Origin of the sequence: Bacillus sp. JJ634 (assembly GCF_036962285.1) — a bacterium.
Taxonomy (GTDB): domain Bacteria; phylum Bacillota; class Bacilli; order Bacillales; family DSM-1321; genus Peribacillus; species Peribacillus asahii_A.
This window is the reverse complement of the sequence record NZ_JBALMU010000033.1, coordinates 1-16,182: the sequence shown is the minus strand read 5'-3', so window position 1 is coordinate 16,182 and position 16,182 is coordinate 1. Positions and strand designations below refer to the sequence as shown.

Below are 16,182 nucleotides of genomic sequence, written 5' to 3'. Positions count from 1 at the left end.
GGAGGGATTTATATGGATATTTTAAGACCCAATTGCAGCGCCATCGCCCCTTGGATCGACTCCACCTTGAAGGAAATTATGCTCATCAATTCGAATGGCTTGTGCATGTCCCATGATGCCATCGAATTCTTCAACTACTTCTACGAGATGTCCTTTGTTCTTTAACGTTTGAATCGCATCAGCTCCTACTCGACTTTCGATTTTTAAAGCCTCACTATCTTCTCCCCATGTTCTTCCCCAAACAAAACGCGGCTCACTAATAGCCTGTTGCGGGTCCATTCCATAATCAATCATCCGAGTAATAATCGCGGTTTGCGTTTGCGGCTGTCCTTCTCCGCCTTGCGTTCCGTACAAAATACGAGGCTCTCCATTTCGACAAGCGATAGCCGGCATTAACGTATGGAACGAACGCTTAGCAGGCTCCAACGTATTTACATGGTGCGGATTCAATGAGAAGAAGGAACCGCGGTTTTGTAAAAGAATACCCGTATTCCCCGCAACAACCCCTGAACCAAATTCAAAATATAAACTTTGAATAAATGACACCGCATTTCCATCACAATCAACGACTGCGGCATAAGCTGTATCACTTCCAAGCGAAGGACTCGTCAATGGCTTCGCATCCGTTTGAATCGCATCAGCTAGTTTAGACGCATATTGTTTACTTAATAATTTTTCAAGCGGGATATCAAAAAACTCCGGATCTGTTAATACTTGATTTCGATCACGGAAACCTGATTTTAAAGCCTCCACAAGTAAATGATAATATTCGGCCGATCCATGTTCGATTTCTTGTAACTGAAAGTTCTCAATAATATTTAATGCCATCAAACCAACAAACCCTTGAGAGTTAGGAGGTACTTGATAAATCGTATAATCGCGATAATCTGTTGAAATAGGCTCTACCCAATTGCCATGGTGAGCGGCAAAATCATCTGCTGTAAGCAATCCGCCTTGTTCTTTTAAAAAGGAAACAATCTCTTCTGCTAGTTCACCTTTATAAAAAGCATCTCGCCCTTTTTGTGCAAGCAACGCTAATGTAGCAGCTAAATCCTTTTGAATAAATCGCTCACCAGCTTGCGGAATCTCTCCATTTGGCATATAAATATCCGCAGTAACTGGGGTTTTCGCAATCCACTCTTGATTCTTCTCTGTATAGACAACTTGATTTTTTGTAATGGGGAAGCCCTTTTCTGCATACTCAATTGCAGGCTGCAATACTTCAGCTAATGTCATCGTTCCATACTCTTGTAAAATAGCATCCCAGCTATCTAGCATTCCAGGAACTGTAATGGCACTGCGAGTTCCGCGAAACGGAATGCTCGTCTCATTCTTATAAGCTTCTCTTGTCGCACCCATTCCAGATCTTCCGCTGCCATTATAACCGCGAATTTTCCCTTCACTTTTCTTATACGTTAACCAAAAAGAGTCACCGCCTAATCCCGTCATATGCGGATAAACTACCGCAAGACAAGCACTCACTGCAATCGCAGCGTCAAAAGCATTTCCTCCTTTTTCCAACATTTGATTCCCTGCCATCGAGGCTAAATAATGAGGACTAACAACCATGCTTTTTGTACCAACAATCGATTTCATCTTCTTCCCTCCTGTAATTTATTAACTATTCAGTAAATTTATTATACCTCTTTTTAACAACAATTTGTTGATTCATTCATCATTTTTATTTCTTTTTTTATGTATAATTTCCATTTCTATTTCATTTCGTAACTTTCAAAAAAACTTTATATACTTTTGGAAATATTTTTTGTTATTATAAATACAAATAGTTTAGAAAATTCAGTAAGGAGGAACCCATATGGGAAATCGGTATAAAGAATTAACACTGGGCATGATGCGCAGCGGAATTTTAGGATTTGGCGGCGGTCCTTCTGTTATTCCGTTAATTCGCCATGAAGCGGTTACTCGTTATCAGTGGCTGGATGATGATGAATTCGGTGAAACGCTAGCAATTGCCAATACCTTACCTGGACCAATCGCAACGAAAATGGCCGCTTACTTAGGCTATGTAACAAAAGGATGGACTGGAGCACTTGTAAGCGTGTGTGCACATATTTTACCAACTTGTTTTGCGATGGTATTTTTAGCCGCTTTTATAAGCGTATTGAGCAGCTCTGCCGTTGTAGCGAGCATGATTGCAGCTGTGATGCCCGTTGTTGCCGTAATGCTTGGACAGATGGCGTATGAGTTCGGTGAAAAAGCAGTAAAAGGGCTAGGTATCATCCTTGGTATTTTCTTCTTCGCTCTTTCTTTTATCCTTCTGCAAGTTGTTTCTTTACACCCAGGCATTGTTATTATGATTTTCCTTGCCTACGGAACAGTTCATTTTAAGTTCAAAAGTAAATTCGCATCGAAACGCCATTCTAATGATAAGAAGGAGGAATCTGCCTCATGATTTGGTTTCCCATCTTTTTAGCCTTTTTCATTGCCAATATTCTTGGGTATGGCGGCGGCCCTGCGTCGATTCCACTCATGTACGATCAAATTGTTACGCGTTATGGCTGGCTCAACAATACGGAATTTTCAAATATGCTGGCACTCGGTAATGCTCTTCCGGGACCTATCGCTACGAAAATCGCCGCCTTTGTTGGATATGAAGTATACGGATGGCCAGGGTTCATTATGGCGTTAATTGGTACAGTTGTCCCTTCAGCGGTTGCACTCATTTTATTACTAAAAATCATTCGACGTTATCGTCACTCCCTTGTCTTCAAAGGGGTATCGCTGCTCGCCCAACCTGTCATTGCCATTATGATGCTTCTTATTACTGTAACGATCGCAACCGATGCTGTTCATTCAATCGGCTACGTACACTCACTCATTATTGCGCTTTTTGCCTTTCTAGCATTAGGGAAATTCAAGATCCATCCGGCATTTGTCATTATTCTTGCCTTTATGTATGGCGGAATTATTATCCCATGGACGTCATAATCCACCTTAAACAGGTGGATTATTTTTAGTTGATCTATACGATTTTTTAGCTTAGAGCGCTTAAAAGTTATGAAGGACAACATTCCGAAATACTGCAAAGAATGGGGCTGTTCATTAGATTTTCATTGATGCTTTTTATTTTCGGGACTTAGTCAGCCCTTATAACTTCATGCCCATTCGGCTTTTATAACGCTTAATTAAAATTTGACAATCTACACTGACAACACCCTCTACAGCATATAACTTTTCCGTTAAAAAGCGTTCCATTTCTTGATTATCACTAAAAATGCCATGCATATGTAATTTACTAGGGCCTGTCATATGATATAAACTTGTTACAGCGGGATCTTGTTCAAGCAGCTCAGCAACAGACTCTAGAAACTTCGGTTCGACTTCTACATTAAAAAACGCTGAAACATGAATCCCAACCTTCGTTGGATTAATGACGGTCGTGAACTTTTCAATCACACCCTTTTCCAGCAAATTGTTAATTCGTGTTTGTACAGCGACACGGGATACCCCTACTTTTTTTCCTAAATCCGTATAAGAAATCCGTCCATCTTCATGTAAGATAGAAAGAATTTTTTTATCTAATTCATCGATTTTTAAATTCGGAATTTGATACTCCTCCATCTTTTCATCACCCGCTTTCTTTTCTTTTATTATCTCAAAAAAGGTCTGGAACTTAAAATATTTCTAGACCTTTCCTTGCGATATATTCACTTTTTCTCCTTCTTTCTCATTCACCTGCTCCAGTTTTATTTGCACGAAAAAAACGGCTCATCCGCAAGCCGTTTTTTAATGCTCCTTCACTTGATATGTCTCAACAATATATTTATATTCCGCCTCATTAAAAATTCCGAGCTTTTTAAACAAGAGTGAATAGCCTATAATTTTATGTTGGATGCGGTTTGAACAAATCATCTGAACCAACTCCTTTTTTATATTCTATTCATAAATCCCAAAAAGTTTCCTTTATGCAACATATTTGTCATCATGAAGACCTTATTTATCACCATAAAACAAAAAACCACCAAGGGAACTTAGTGGCTCAATGTCTCAATGCATACCCCATTCTACAGCTAAGCTTCAGAACCTTCAGCTGTTTTGCTGTATCTTTTTCTCATTAGGGTTTTATTAAAATCTATCTTGGAAATTAAAATACCTATTAAAACAAGACTTGCTCCTAGATAACCTCTTTCTGCCAATACTTCACCTGCAAAAATAAAAGCAAATAATGCTGCAAAAACAGGTTCTAATGAAAATATGAGACCTGTGTGCGTTGGTGTCGTATATTTTTGGGCTACGGTTTGACCAATAAATCCAAATGCACTGCAAATTATGCCTAATATTAAAATAGAAACCCATGATTCCGTTGTGGTAGGAAGATGCGGAGTTTCAAAAACAAATGAAAATAGCAGCCCCCACGCCCCAGTAAAGCCAAGTTGTAAGACTCCAAGCATAATAGAATCTGAATTTTTCGTTACTTTATCTGTAACAATGATGTAAACAGCATACAATAATGCACCTAAAATGATGAGAAAATCTCCAGAACTAATTGTTAATCCATTATTTAAAGTTAAAAGAGCGATACCTATTATAGAGAAGCCTACGCCAAAAACAATTCTTTTCTCAAGTTTTTCTCTAAACAAGCCAGCTAATAACAACGGGACAAAGACAACTGTAAGACTGAATAAAAAGCCTGCATTTGAAGCAGACGTGGATTTTACTCCTATGGTGACAACCGAAATGGCTGAGAACAAGATGGTCCCTAATAAAAACCCATATTTTATAGTACGAAAATCCACACGCACAAAGCGTTTATAAAATATGATTCCAGCTAAAATAAAGGCTATTCCAAACCGTAATGCGACCAAGTTAAATCCTTGAATAGATTCCAGTCCCATCTTCATAAATAAATAGGAGGAACCCCAAAACATTGTGACTATCAACATAGTGAAATCTGCTTTCAATTGAGCATTTGCACCTGCGCCCTTTGTTACACCGAGCATTTTAATCCCGTTCATTTTTTACCACCTGACCTAATTCTTATGTATTGATTATTAATTAGTATAAAAGTAAAATTTTAATAAGAAAAATGAATGTTTTTAAGTAATCAGATGAAAAAAATTCATGTAAGTGGAGTGAGGAATTTGTCGCTTGCTAAGTTTGAAATTTTTAGTACGGTGGTAGAATTAGGGAGCCTTACAAAGGCAGGAGAAACCCTTGGTTTAACCCAGTCCGCGGTCAGTCATGCCATCGCCAGTCTTGAATCAGAATGGGGATTTTCGCTTCTCAACAGAGGACGATCAGGTATTAATTTGACAAACAACGGGGAGCATGTCTTAAAATACATACGGGAAATTTTAAAATGGAACGAGGAAATGCTTCAAGAAATAGCTAATATCAATGGTCTAACAACCGGTAAGGTACGTATTGGAACGTTTTCAAGTGTATCGGCTCAATGGCTGCCGGAAATCTTGAAAAATTTTCATACATATTATCCTTCTATAGAAATTAAATTGCTGGAAGGAAATTATGATGATATTGAGTATTGGATATCAAATGGTATCGTTGATTTTGGTTTTGTGTCTTTACCAACTTTGCATCGCTTTGAAGTAATCCCTTTAAAAAAAGATAGAATGCTTTGCCTCCTCTATGATGAACACCCTCTTGTTCAACAAAAGGAGCTTAGTTTTAAAATGATCGAAGAGGAGCCATTAATCATGTCAAAGAAAGGGAGCGATAATGATTTAAGACGGCTCTTAGCAGAAAACAACATAACACCTAATATAAAATTTGAACTTGCAGATGATCAAGCCATATTTTCAATGGTTCAACATGGTATTGGAATCGCTATTCTTCCTGAAATGGCTTTGTATCGCGTTCCAAAGAACGTTCGTATTCTTAACTTTGAACAAGAGAATTACCGTACTATTGGCATCGCTGCTACATCTTTTAAAAACCTTGCTCCAGCTACGAAAAAGTTCATTGAATATTTGAAATCGTGGTTAAATGAGCCGGCACACCCCAATACACTTTGAAGTACTAATTGTTGAACGGATGAGACTGATCCACAAGTTGTGGGTCAGCCTCCTGTTTTTGCACGAATAAGCAATCACTTATACCATCCGTATTATTCTTTATTAAACTTCAAATAGTCAGCCTCTCGTTTTTCCAAAAATGCAGAAATCCCTTCTCTTCCCTCTTCGCTATTTGCTCTTTCGGCCAGCGATTGTGTCTCTAAACTCATTTGAGATTCTAGAGTTTCCTGCAAAGACTGATAAAACAATTTCTTAGTTGCACCATATGCTTCCATTGGCCCGCTCGCCAGCTTCTCTGCTAGTTCATGAACAACACTCATTAATTCTTCTTCAGGAACAACTTGGTTAACGATTCCCCACTCATATGCTTCTTTAGCATCCAACATACGATTTGTATACATTAACTCTAATGCACGTCTTACTCCAACAATTTTCGGTAAGAAATAACTGCCTGAACCATCAGGAGTTAATCCGATTTTATTATACGCCATCACAAACTTTGATTTCTCTGAAGCATATGCAATATCACATGCACAAGCAAGACTCATCCCTGCACCCGCAGCTACTCCATTGATAGCTCCAATAAATGGCTTATTCATTCTAGCAAAGTAGGAGATAGCTTGATGTAAATAGGCAGTAACGCTTTTTAAATGGGAACCAATTTGATTACCTTCGTTAGCAAAACTTTTCAAGTCGCCGCCAACTGAAAATTTATTTCCAGCTCCAGTGATGACAACCGCTCTAATTTCATTACTTTCTGAACAATGGATAGCTACTTCCATCAATTCTTTAGCCATCGCTAAATCCAAAGCATTCCCAACTTCTGGACGATTCAAAGTAATTACCCCTACATGGTTTTGGACTGATAAAAGCACATATTTATGATCCATATGTATTTCCCCTTCATATTAAAATAGTATTTCTTTACATTTATTCGTTAATTGTATTAAACTATCCTGCTTCGTTCAGTACAATTAGTTCTACCAAAATAAGCGTTATTCCTATTTGGATTAACGCACCAGTTACTTTAAGTCTACTTTGATTTTTTTAGTGATAAGGCATTCCTGAAAAGAACTAACATTCACCCTGTTATCAAATTACAAAAAGGTATATTTGTTATAACATTAAAGTACATATTTCGGGATTAATGGAGGAGTTTAACTTATAAACCAAATTATGTTACGGTAAAGACAAGGAACTTCTTAAGTTATATAGAAGAAGAGATCTTTAGCTAATGTAAGCAGGTTTCTTAGGAAAAATATAATATTTTAGAAGTTATTTTTTGAATAGAATACTGATGTTATTGGTTTTATTCAGTATGTTACTTGTTGCCGCGGCCTGTACATCAAAAGACACGGTTAATAGAAAAATAGTTTTAATCGATATTAATGTAAAATAGATAAAACAGGTGTCATCTTAGATGAAAAAGAATGGATACATACTTTTTAAAAATAGACTTGTGGCAGTCACAATTCTATTTTGTTATTGCTCCATGTTCAATACCATTCATTAATCTTCAACCCTTGAGTTTAATAAGATACTACCCAATACCAATTTTCATCTAACTTTTTTATTTCTTTAAAGTCTCCGTCAAAATCATTTCTAGAAGGTCGTTGGTCAGTTGGTGAATATACAAATCCTGAAAAACCATCTAACATGCCTCGAAAAGTAAAAAATAGAATGGAAGAGTGATCACCTTTTTTCTCTACAACAATCTCCCCGCCTCCTTTAGATAGTTGGTCAAATTCTTTAGGTAAATGAATAAGGGATGAATCGTGTGAAACATTCGGTTTAAATGTTCCATTCTCCACCTTACTTACAACCTTTTCTCTTTCGGATTTATTCATTTTAAAATCTATATCTAATACGACTTGTGTAAAAGGAAAGAAGATCCATAACATGATGACAATAGCTTGGATGACGAATGGCTTCCAGTCTTTCTTTTTGAACAGAGTAGTTACGGTACGTACTGTTATAACAAAGAAAAAGCCAAATACCAATAACCATAGGAAAGGCATAAGAAATGGTCTCAATACTTCAACGATTTGCCATTCGAGAAACTTATATAAAACAACTAAAATGCTACTTAATAAAGCTAAAAAGAATAATCGATTACGTTGCACTATTTTCCTCTTTCTGAATTAAATTCTTTTCTGGACTTAATTGTACACTAAAAACTAAAGCAAGATGAATGTTTCTACTATTCAGCAAATCCCAGCCTCTATATTGTACTACCTCCGTTTAATGCCTATAGCATATATAAAGTTAGGTTGGATAATCTATAAGTACCCTTAACAAAAGGAGGATAATACAATGTATTTTTACAAAGAGGATCTAATCAATATGATTGTTCCAGATAAACCCGATCCACATGCAGCTAAAGTTCTTCAAGAAGCACTCGGAGGACAATTTGGCGAGATGCGCACAATGATGCAGTTCTCCTTTCAAAGTGCAAATTTTAGAGGAAAAGCAAAGAAATATCGAGACCTTATTAGAGGTGTATTCTTAGAAGAGCTCAGCCATGTAGAACTTGTTCAATCAACAATTAATCAGCTCTTAAATGAGTCTGGTGGAGATATGCCTGGTAATCAAGCTGCTGATAGCGCCCCTTTAAATGATGTGATACAAAATGGCGCAAATCCCCATCATTACATCATGGGAGCTAAAGCATCCCTACCCGTTGACGCTGGAGGCAACCCATGGAATGGATCTTGGGTTTATGACCATGGTAACTTAGCAGCTAATTTACTTAATAATGTCGTCTTAGAATCGACTGGCGTACTCCAAAAATCTAGAATTTATGAAATGAGTAACAATAAAGCCCTTCGGGAAACCATTGCGTTTTTAATAGTGAGAGATAATGCTCATCAAAATGCATTCGCAAAAGCTCTTGAAACATTAGGTGTAGATTGGGGAAAACTTTTTCCAATCCCTAACTATGATTTAAATAAATACCCTGAATGTCGTAAATATGTCGAAATGGGCTTCCATAATGCTCAATTCAATTTTAGACTTGACGATACTTTAATAGGTGAAATTTTCACTGGTACAACACCTAGCAGGAATGGTGGAGAGCTTAAGGTAACAGAACCGCCAAAAGGATATCCAGTACCAGAGCTGCCTGATATGCCAAATGAACATGCACCTGGACTATATGACCTAAACAATTAGGAGCCTGCATAGGCTCTTTCTTTTTGATAACCTCCATGCTCATTTCCGGCTCCTAGTCGCATGCTCCCAGCTTTTTTGATGATTCCTTATACTTTTTCCTCTATTTGATATACTAAAACTATAAGTCAAAATACAGGAGGTAAATTCATGATTAGATTAATAAAAAAACTAATAAAATTAGGATTAATCATTGCCCTCCTTATCGGTTCAATTATTGGATTGCTTGGCTATTTAAAATATAAAGAAGCCGTTACAGAGATTCCCCTTAACGAAAAAGTTGCCTCTATTAGGGAAAATGAAAATTTCGTGTCTTTAGAGGAAATCACTCCTGATTTCACGGATGCCGTTGTCGCCATCGAGGATCATCGCTTTTACAAACACGGTGCCTTCGATTTTATTTCGCTCGTCAGGGCAACTTTCGTCAACTTAACAGCGAAGGAGGTCGCACAAGGCGGCAGTACATTAACACAACAAGCTGCCAAAAATCTTTACTTCAGCAATGACCGAACCTTTATCCGAAAAGTTGCAGAACTATTTGTTGCCTTCGACCTTGAAAGAATCTATAACAAAGATGATATTTTAGAACTCTATGTCAATATCATTTATTATGGAGCCGGTAATTACGGCATTAAAGAAGCTAGTGAGAATTATTTTGGTAAAATACCTGCTGAACTAAGTTACGATGAAGCAACTCTCTTGGCAGGCCTACCCCAAGCACCTAGCGCTTATGCTTTAAATTCAAATAATGATAGAGCGAAACAAAGACAATCCGAAGTTATAAAAGCATTAACTGAGTATCGAAAGTAATGTGGCCCTGTACTTATTTTTATCCTGTTGTTACTTTAGATTGAACTTCCCCACCTACTTCCACTACGTTGCGCCAAGGCAGGGGACGTTCTCGCCTATTTTTTTGATAAAGAAAACAACAACATAAAAGCCATCCCATAAGTGGATTTTTCCACCACGAGACAGCCTTTTAACATTACGCTTATAAATACTTTCGATGAAGTCCCTTTCCATCATATGAAAACAACATCGTTTTATTTTCCATAATCGATTCCATGTGAACCGGACGTCCCCAAAGCTGGTAAATGTACGGCAACACTTTCTCCAAATACTTCAGATCGAGCTCAATTCCTTCGTACCAATGCTTTAAATACAGCTCGCCATTTCGCATATAGTCACCATCGTTTACCGTAATATACGGGAACCCTCCATTCACACGCATGCTGACAAGCTGATCGCGCACTTGCTCCCACGCTTTATCCACAATTTTATAGTCTTTCCCTTGTTTCTGAAATAAGTACATATCTTCCCGCATGACAAGATCTTTTGTCAAGTAATTTCGGATAAACGAAATATCCGATTCAATTTCGCGTACTTCAAACAGCTTTTCTCTTCCAGACCCAGGCTTCACGCCCCTCTTTTTCATCTCATCTGTTGGATTATCGTATCTTTCTTCAATATCTTCAAGCACCTTTAAGCCGAGATAATAAGGGTTAATACTTGTTCGAGAAGGTTGAACGACACCCGCATTGAGTTTAGCAAATTCAATTGCTTCTCCTGAACTTAAATCCATCTCACGAATAATTCTTTGATGCCAGTAGGAAGCCCAGCCTTCATTCATGATTTTCGTTTCTAATTGCGGCCAGAAATAAAGCATTTCTTCACGAATCATCGTCATAATATCGCGCTGCCAATCCGTTAATTCACGACTGTAGTGTTCAATAAATAGCATGATATCTTTCTCTGGTTTTGGCGGGATTTTCTTACGTCTTTTCACAGGTAATTTTTTCGGCTTATTAGCTCCATCTAATGACCATAGCTCATCATAAGGAGTTGAAGCCGATTTGATTTCCTCCTCTTCCTCCTCATCATCGATTGACCAAGAGAGTTTAGGTCTCATGAGTGATGGATCAATATGCTCTTCAATAGCCAGTACCGCATCAAGAAACGTTTCAACCTCTTTTTTGCCATGAAGAATTTCGTATTCACGAATACGGTCGGCAGTCGCTGCCATACTTTCTACCATATCGCGCTTTGTATTTTGAAAACGAATATTATTTTTGAAAAAATCACAATGAGCAAGTACGTGTGCCACAATTAATTTGTTTTGAATGAGTGAATTCGAGTCTAATAAAAAGGCATAGCATGGGTTTGAATTAATAACGAGTTCATAAATTTTACTTAACCCGAAATCATACTGAAGCTTCATTTTATGAAATTGTTTTCCGAAGCTCCAATGAGAAAATCGAGTAGGCATCCCATATGCCCCAAACGTATAAATAATTTCCGATGGACAAATTTCATAACGCATCGGGTAAAAATCAAGTCCAAACCCTTTAGCAATCTCCGTTATTTCACTAATCGCGTATTCTAGAGCTTTTTGCTCCGTCTGATTCATGCAGATCCCCCTCGTCTTTTCGCCTTACCATAATGTATGACCAAATAGTAGGAAAATGACGAGAATCCTTACATAAGATATCTAGCGCACCTCTTCAACCGATAAATTCAATAGCTTATTATTAGATAAACTATGCTTAATTTTGACCCTTACATTAAGTTCTTTTCCCTGCTCCTTCACTAAAAATAGAAAACGGTCTTCTACCGTTCCTTTTTCCAGAACTTTTCGTCCTTCATATTGATAATCCGTTACCTCATCACCCGGATAATCCGCTTGCACGACCGCTATAGCAGTCCTTCCATATTTCTCATAATTGTTACCTTGTTGAACAGATATAAAACCTGCTTGAGTCAGCATCATAAACATTAACACAATAAACGACCATTTTTTTAACACTGTACTTCCTCCCTTTAGTTTCCTTACGGATAGTATGGGAAGTATTCACTATTTTATTCCACTGACTGCTTCCTTAACGAGCATCATTCCTACCAATCGATTGCGTTTCCATTCTTCCGGAAAAACCGATAGCGGCGGATTCGTTTCCTCCACTAAATAACTTAATTCAATGGTCATAGCCGGTCGTTCAAATTCGGTTATAAACCAATCGGTAAAACCGCTTCCAACAGCATGCTTCTCAGGCTTTGAAAGCTTATATCCGGTCAATTCCGCCGTCTTTTTTGCCAATTCATAATCTCTTGCCATATGCTCCTGTTTATTATGGTAATGCCAAAAGATTTCACGCCCTGATGTATGATAACTAACTGCAACGAGCGGTTCTATACGATAGGTGAATTGGGCTAGAGCCTGAACTTCGACTGCTTCAAATGGTTTTTTCCCTTTATAAAATTGATAAAATGGTTTGGAGACATCTGTCTTCACTTCATCCCATCCAGCTGGATATTGACGATTTAAATCGATTCCCTTTGCATTAGCTTTCCATCTCGACCAATCCATACTGTAATTATTTCGCTGCCACGTTACTATTTTTTCATAATGAGAAAAACCGGATAAATTACCTTGTTGAATCGATACACCATCGGGATTTATCATCGGTATGAACCAAATACTTATCTCATCTAATAATTTCATTGAATACTCTCCAAGTGGTTTCCCTTTTTTATAAGCCGTCCCATATTGTTCAAGCATTTTCACTAATAGATGTGTCGTTAGCCATTCTCGACCATGATGAGCACCTACCAGCAAAATAGACTTCTGCCCTTTCCCAAGCTTTACTGCCCAAATATCTCTTCCTTTTTCAGATTTTCCAATTGAATGCACCTCAATAGGAAGCGTTTGCTGCAGCCTCGTTAAATCCGCTTCCATCATTTCAAAGCTATATAAACTTTTGTCTTCATTCACGACTTTTGCCATTGCATGAAACGGGAAAGCAAACAAGCTGACCAAACATACTAAGATGATTCTTCTCATATCCTCACCATATTTTTTTATTCAGGTAAATACAAACAAGCCTATCTCTACCGTATCACCACATTTTGTCTGAAAAATTTTTATCCGAAATGAACAACATACGAATAGCTCCTTATTAAGGAGGAACTTTTAATGACAACTTCTATTTACGATACAGCTTTATTTTATATCCATCGCTCAGACTGGGATCAACTACTCATTTTAATGGTCCGGACCGAGGATCAGTTCTTGTCAAAGAAAATTGAACATTTCTTACACGCTTATCATTTCGAACACGATTATCAAATTATTGAAGCAAAATTGTACGCCTTATTGCGCTACCTGGATCATGCATCAGAAAAAACGATGTCCCACTATTTGCATGAACTTCCTATCTAAAATTCATCAATAGTGTTTACAAAACAGGGCATTTTATACAATAGGGATTTTACTATGGCTGGTAACCCTTATAGCGAAACAAAGAAGGAGCAAACACATGTATGTGTCTGCCCCTTCTTTTTATGAACTAATTATAGTAAATAAAGCCTGTTATTTTGTTACAGCTTGAAACGCTTTTGCATACAGGTTAAGCTCGTCAATTAATTCAGCAACAGATTTTGCAGCTGCCTCATTTAGTCCATCCTGTTCATAGTCGAACTGATCTGGATCTAATGCTAATTGTTTCGGAATAACATTTGCATATACACCGCGTCCAACGGTTCTCATGGAATTTAATGCGTTAATTCCGCCTTTTCCGCCACCCGCTACTGCTAGTAAAGCAACCGGTTTATTTGTAAACTGCTCAGCACTTAAGAAGTCTAATGCATTTTTCAAAGCACCGCTCATAGAATTATGATATTCAGGAGTGGCTAAAATCACGCCATCTGCTTCTTTGATTGCTTGTTGTAATTGTACAACCTCTTCTAATTGATATTGTTCCGCTTCACCTTTATATAATGGTAATGAAGATGTGCTTAAATCAATAAGCTCCGCTCCGTATGTTCTTGAAATAAAGCGAGATGCAATACCTGTACGTCCTTCTTTACGTGGTGATCCATTAATGATAACTAATTTCATATCCAAACTCCTCCAACTCGGCCATTGCGTGAACAAATTTCATGCAACCATTTATATAAATTTTAACGAGATGAAGAAACATAGTTCCTCATCAATTACAATTTTCTTACTCAATAAAGTATAAACAAATAAGTTAATATCTCAAAATAATATGCTTACGAAAAACAAATAACAATAGCCAACTACTAGAAAAAGGACGAAGAGTGTATCACCCTTCGCCCGTTCTTGAACAGTAAGCTCTATTAACAGAGCTTGTTATTCAAATAAGTTCTTCAATATTCTTCATAAAAATATCGGTAACCTTCGAGAGCTTTTCTTTAGCCTCTTCCATCGATTTTCCTTGAATGCCGAAGTAAAATTTAATTTTTGGTTCCGTGCCGGATGGGCGCAGGCAAACCCATGTACCGTCTTCCAAAATATACTTTAGTACATTGGAATTCGGAAGTTCAATCGTTTCCTCCATTTTTGTTTCCATTGATACTCTTTTTCTACTCTTATAATCCTCTTGAATAGACACCTTTTGTCCAGCAATCTCAGTCGGAGGATTTTGGCGGAAGTGTTCGAGAATTCCTTGAATTTGTCTTCCTCCTTCAATGCCTTTCAACGTAAGCGAGCGTAACCCTTCTAAATAAAATCCATATTTTTTAAAAATATGCATTAACCCTTCATAAAGTGTCATTCCTTGCTTTTTGTAATAGGCACACACTTCAACAGCCAATACAGCCGCTTGAATAGCATCTTTATCACGCGCAAAGTCTTTAATTAAATAGCCGTAACTTTCTTCATAGCCAAATAAGAAGGTATTAGAGCCGCTTTCTTCATATTCATGAATTTTCTCAGCAATAAATTTAAACCCTGTTAACACATCAACCGTAGTCAAACCATATGTATCTGCAATCGCTCGACCAATTTCTGATGTAACAATTGTTTTCAATACAACTCCATTTTTAGGAATTGCCCCTTTTGCTTGCTTTTGTGTGAGTAAGTAATCTAAAAATAATGCTCCTGTTTGGTTCCCCGTTAAAACTACATATTCCCCATTTTCATTTTTTACCGCAATTCCAAGACGGTCAGCATCCGGATCCGTTGCAATTAATAAGTCCGCATCCACTTCATTCCCTACTTCAATTGCTTTTTCAAACGCTGCATGTTCTTCAGGGTTCGGAGATTTCACCGTTGAGAAATTGGCATCAGGCAGTTCTTGTTCTTTAACAATATGAACATTTTGATAGCCTAAATCATCTAATGCACGACGAACCGATTTATTGGCTGTACCGTGAAGCGGAGTGAATACAAGCTTCACCTCTACTTCCTCGGCAAGCTGCGGATTTTCTGGCACTGTTAATAGCTGCTGATTATACGCTCGGTCAAGCTCTTCTCCGATTATTTCAATAAGCCCTTGTTGTTTAAGTTCGTTAACCTCTCTCACTTGAATAGAAAGCTCATTTTCAATGGCTTCTACATATTGAATAACAAGATCAGCAGCTGTTGGCGGCAGCTGCGCTCCGTCTGGTCCATACACTTTATATCCATTATATTCAGGAGGATTATGACTTGCAGTAATGACAATACCCGCAAAAGCCTGCAGCTCACGAACAGCAAATGAAAGTTGTGGCGTTGGGCGCAATTCATCGAATACATACGCTTTAATCCCTTCTGTTGCTAACGTTTTAGCTGCTTCAAACGCAAACTCCGGCGATTTATGACGTGAATCATATGCAATCACAACACCGCGCTTCTTTGCTTCCTCTCCAAACGATTGAATATAGTCGGCTAAACCTTTTGTTGCTTTGCGAACGGTATACACATTCATTCGGTTTGTTCCAACACCAATTTCTCCTCGCATACCGCCTGTACCAAACTCTAAGTTCTTATAAAAGGCTTCCTCTAACTTTGCTTCATCGTGTTTGATTGCTTCTAATGCATTTCGTAATTCTTCGTCCAGATTTGAATCACTTACCCATTTTTCAAATGTTAATTTCCATGTCATATACCAACAAGCCCCTCTCTATGCCTTTAGTATTAATTCTCTTATAACTAAAATTATCATAATATTTCCAGCAAATGAAGTGAATACCCTTTAAAGGCTTTATTATATTATTATAATTTGTTCATTTTTAGACTTCACTT

Annotated in this window: 16 protein-coding genes; 6 read left to right on the top strand and 10 right to left on the bottom strand. The window is 37.6% G+C overall.

Annotated elements, in window-relative coordinates; all coding sequences use genetic code 11:
• Positions 1-21 precede the first annotated feature (21 nt).
• Entirely contained in the window at positions 22-1,596 is a 1,575-nt protein-coding gene (gene ggt, locus V7068_RS06085) for a gamma-glutamyltransferase (RefSeq protein WP_499711557.1), read from the bottom strand.
• A 220-nt stretch (positions 1,597-1,816) separates the two neighbouring features.
• On the opposite strand from ggt, the gene chrB reads away from it, so the two are divergent.
• The gene (gene chrB, locus V7068_RS06080; protein WP_252283052.1) at positions 1,817-2,413 is read left to right on the top strand and encodes a chromate efflux transporter ChrB; all 597 of its coding nucleotides are present in this window, start codon (positions 1,817-1,819) and stop codon (positions 2,411-2,413) included.
• Entirely contained in the window at positions 2,410-2,949 is a 540-nt protein-coding gene (chrA, locus tag V7068_RS06075; RefSeq protein WP_375351154.1) for a chromate efflux transporter ChrA, read from the top strand. Before chrB ends, chrA begins: the two co-directional genes overlap by 4 nt.
• Positions 2,950-3,108: 159 nt before the next feature.
• Here the strand turns inward: chrA and chrS are convergent, their stop codons facing one another.
• Together chrS and V7068_RS06065 are read right to left on the bottom strand one after the other, a co-directional pair.
• Positions 3,109-3,582, bottom strand: a complete 474-nt coding sequence (gene chrS / locus V7068_RS06070) for a chromate efflux transcriptional regulator ChrS (protein WP_245980016.1) — start codon at positions 3,580-3,582, stop codon at positions 3,109-3,111.
• A gap of 449 nt (positions 3,583-4,031) precedes the next feature.
• Positions 4,032-4,976, bottom strand: coding sequence for a DMT family transporter (locus V7068_RS06065; protein WP_499711556.1), 945 nt, complete (start codon positions 4,974-4,976; stop codon positions 4,032-4,034).
• A 126-nt stretch (positions 4,977-5,102) separates the two neighbouring features.
• Between V7068_RS06065 and V7068_RS06060 the strand changes: the two genes are divergently transcribed.
• Positions 5,103-5,993, top strand: coding sequence for a LysR family transcriptional regulator (locus V7068_RS06060; protein ID WP_499711555.1), 891 nt, complete (start codon positions 5,103-5,105; stop codon positions 5,991-5,993).
• 92 nt (positions 5,994-6,085) lie between these two features.
• Here the strand turns inward: V7068_RS06060 and V7068_RS06055 are convergent, their stop codons facing one another.
• Positions 6,086-6,883 (bottom strand): enoyl-CoA hydratase/isomerase family protein, encoded by a 798-nt coding sequence (locus V7068_RS06055; protein WP_499711554.1) that lies wholly within the window; start codon positions 6,881-6,883, stop codon positions 6,086-6,088.
• A 639-nt stretch (positions 6,884-7,522) separates the two neighbouring features.
• Complete coding sequence (locus V7068_RS06050; RefSeq protein ID WP_499711553.1) at positions 7,523-8,116, bottom strand: hypothetical protein; 594 nt, start codon at positions 8,114-8,116, stop codon at positions 7,523-7,525.
• A 190-nt stretch (positions 8,117-8,306) separates the two neighbouring features.
• Here V7068_RS06050 and V7068_RS06045 point away from each other — a divergent pair, with 190 nt between their 5' ends.
• Positions 8,307-9,164, top strand: a complete 858-nt coding sequence (locus V7068_RS06045) for a manganese catalase family protein (RefSeq protein WP_499711552.1) — start codon at positions 8,307-8,309, stop codon at positions 9,162-9,164.
• A gap of 147 nt (positions 9,165-9,311) precedes the next feature.
• Complete coding sequence (locus tag V7068_RS06040) at positions 9,312-9,971, top strand: transglycosylase domain-containing protein (RefSeq protein WP_499711551.1); 660 nt, start codon at positions 9,312-9,314, stop codon at positions 9,969-9,971.
• A 181-nt stretch (positions 9,972-10,152) separates the two neighbouring features.
• Here the strand turns inward: V7068_RS06040 and V7068_RS06035 are convergent, their stop codons facing one another.
• The 3 genes from V7068_RS06035 to V7068_RS06025 form a co-directional block, all read right to left on the bottom strand.
• Positions 10,153-11,568, bottom strand: a complete 1,416-nt coding sequence (locus V7068_RS06035; protein ID WP_499711550.1) for a SpoVR family protein — start codon at positions 11,566-11,568, stop codon at positions 10,153-10,155.
• Between the two features lie 81 nt (positions 11,569-11,649).
• Positions 11,650-11,964, bottom strand: coding sequence for a DUF3889 domain-containing protein (locus tag V7068_RS06030; RefSeq protein WP_499711549.1), 315 nt, complete (start codon positions 11,962-11,964; stop codon positions 11,650-11,652).
• A 48-nt stretch (positions 11,965-12,012) separates the two neighbouring features.
• Positions 12,013-12,996: a M14 family zinc carboxypeptidase gene (locus V7068_RS06025; RefSeq protein ID WP_499711548.1), complete on the bottom strand. Its 984-nt coding sequence runs from the start codon at positions 12,994-12,996 to the stop codon at positions 12,013-12,015.
• Between the two features lie 132 nt (positions 12,997-13,128).
• Between V7068_RS06025 and V7068_RS06020 the strand changes: the two genes are divergently transcribed.
• Complete coding sequence (locus tag V7068_RS06020) at positions 13,129-13,374, top strand: YhdB family protein (protein ID WP_127759149.1); 246 nt, start codon at positions 13,129-13,131, stop codon at positions 13,372-13,374.
• Positions 13,375-13,524: 150 nt separating this feature from the next.
• On the opposite strand, the gene V7068_RS06015 is transcribed toward V7068_RS06020, so the two are convergent.
• The gene (locus V7068_RS06015; RefSeq protein ID WP_403033851.1) at positions 13,525-14,052 is read right to left on the bottom strand and encodes an NADPH-dependent FMN reductase; all 528 of its coding nucleotides are present in this window, start codon (positions 14,050-14,052) and stop codon (positions 13,525-13,527) included.
• Positions 14,053-14,311: 259 nt separating this feature from the next.
• Complete coding sequence (locus V7068_RS06010) at positions 14,312-16,042, bottom strand: phospho-sugar mutase (RefSeq protein ID WP_499711547.1); 1,731 nt, start codon at positions 16,040-16,042, stop codon at positions 14,312-14,314.
• Positions 16,043-16,182: the final 140 nt, after the last annotated feature.

Bases quoted from the DNA above. Each gene is read 5' to 3' on its own strand.
- ggt (WP_499711557.1), bottom strand. From the start codon at position 1,596: ATGAAATCGATTGTTGGTACAAAAAGCATGGTTGTTAGTCCTCATTAT.
- chrB (WP_252283052.1), top strand. From the start codon at position 1,817: ATGGGAAATCGGTATAAAGAATTAACACTGGGCATGATGCGCAGCGGA.
- chrA (WP_375351154.1), top strand. From the start codon at position 2,410: ATGATTTGGTTTCCCATCTTTTTAGCCTTTTTCATTGCCAATATTCTT.
- chrS (WP_245980016.1), bottom strand. From the start codon at position 3,582: ATGGAGGAGTATCAAATTCCGAATTTAAAAATCGATGAATTAGATAAA.
- V7068_RS06065 (WP_499711556.1), bottom strand. From the start codon at position 4,976: ATGAACGGGATTAAAATGCTCGGTGTAACAAAGGGCGCAGGTGCAAAT.
- V7068_RS06055 (WP_499711554.1), bottom strand. From the start codon at position 6,883: ATGGATCATAAATATGTGCTTTTATCAGTCCAAAACCATGTAGGGGTA.
- V7068_RS06045 (WP_499711552.1), top strand. From the start codon at position 8,307: ATGTATTTTTACAAAGAGGATCTAATCAATATGATTGTTCCAGATAAA.
- V7068_RS06040 (WP_499711551.1), top strand. From the start codon at position 9,312: ATGATTAGATTAATAAAAAAACTAATAAAATTAGGATTAATCATTGCC.
- V7068_RS06035 (WP_499711550.1), bottom strand. From the start codon at position 11,568: ATGAATCAGACGGAGCAAAAAGCTCTAGAATACGCGATTAGTGAAATA.
- V7068_RS06025 (WP_499711548.1), bottom strand. From the start codon at position 12,996: ATGAGAAGAATCATCTTAGTATGTTTGGTCAGCTTGTTTGCTTTCCCG.
- V7068_RS06020 (WP_127759149.1), top strand. From the start codon at position 13,129: ATGACAACTTCTATTTACGATACAGCTTTATTTTATATCCATCGCTCA.
- V7068_RS06015 (WP_403033851.1), bottom strand. From the start codon at position 14,052: ATGAAATTAGTTATCATTAATGGATCACCACGTAAAGAAGGACGTACA.
- V7068_RS06010 (WP_499711547.1), bottom strand. From the start codon at position 16,042: ATGACATGGAAATTAACATTTGAAAAATGGGTAAGTGATTCAAATCTG.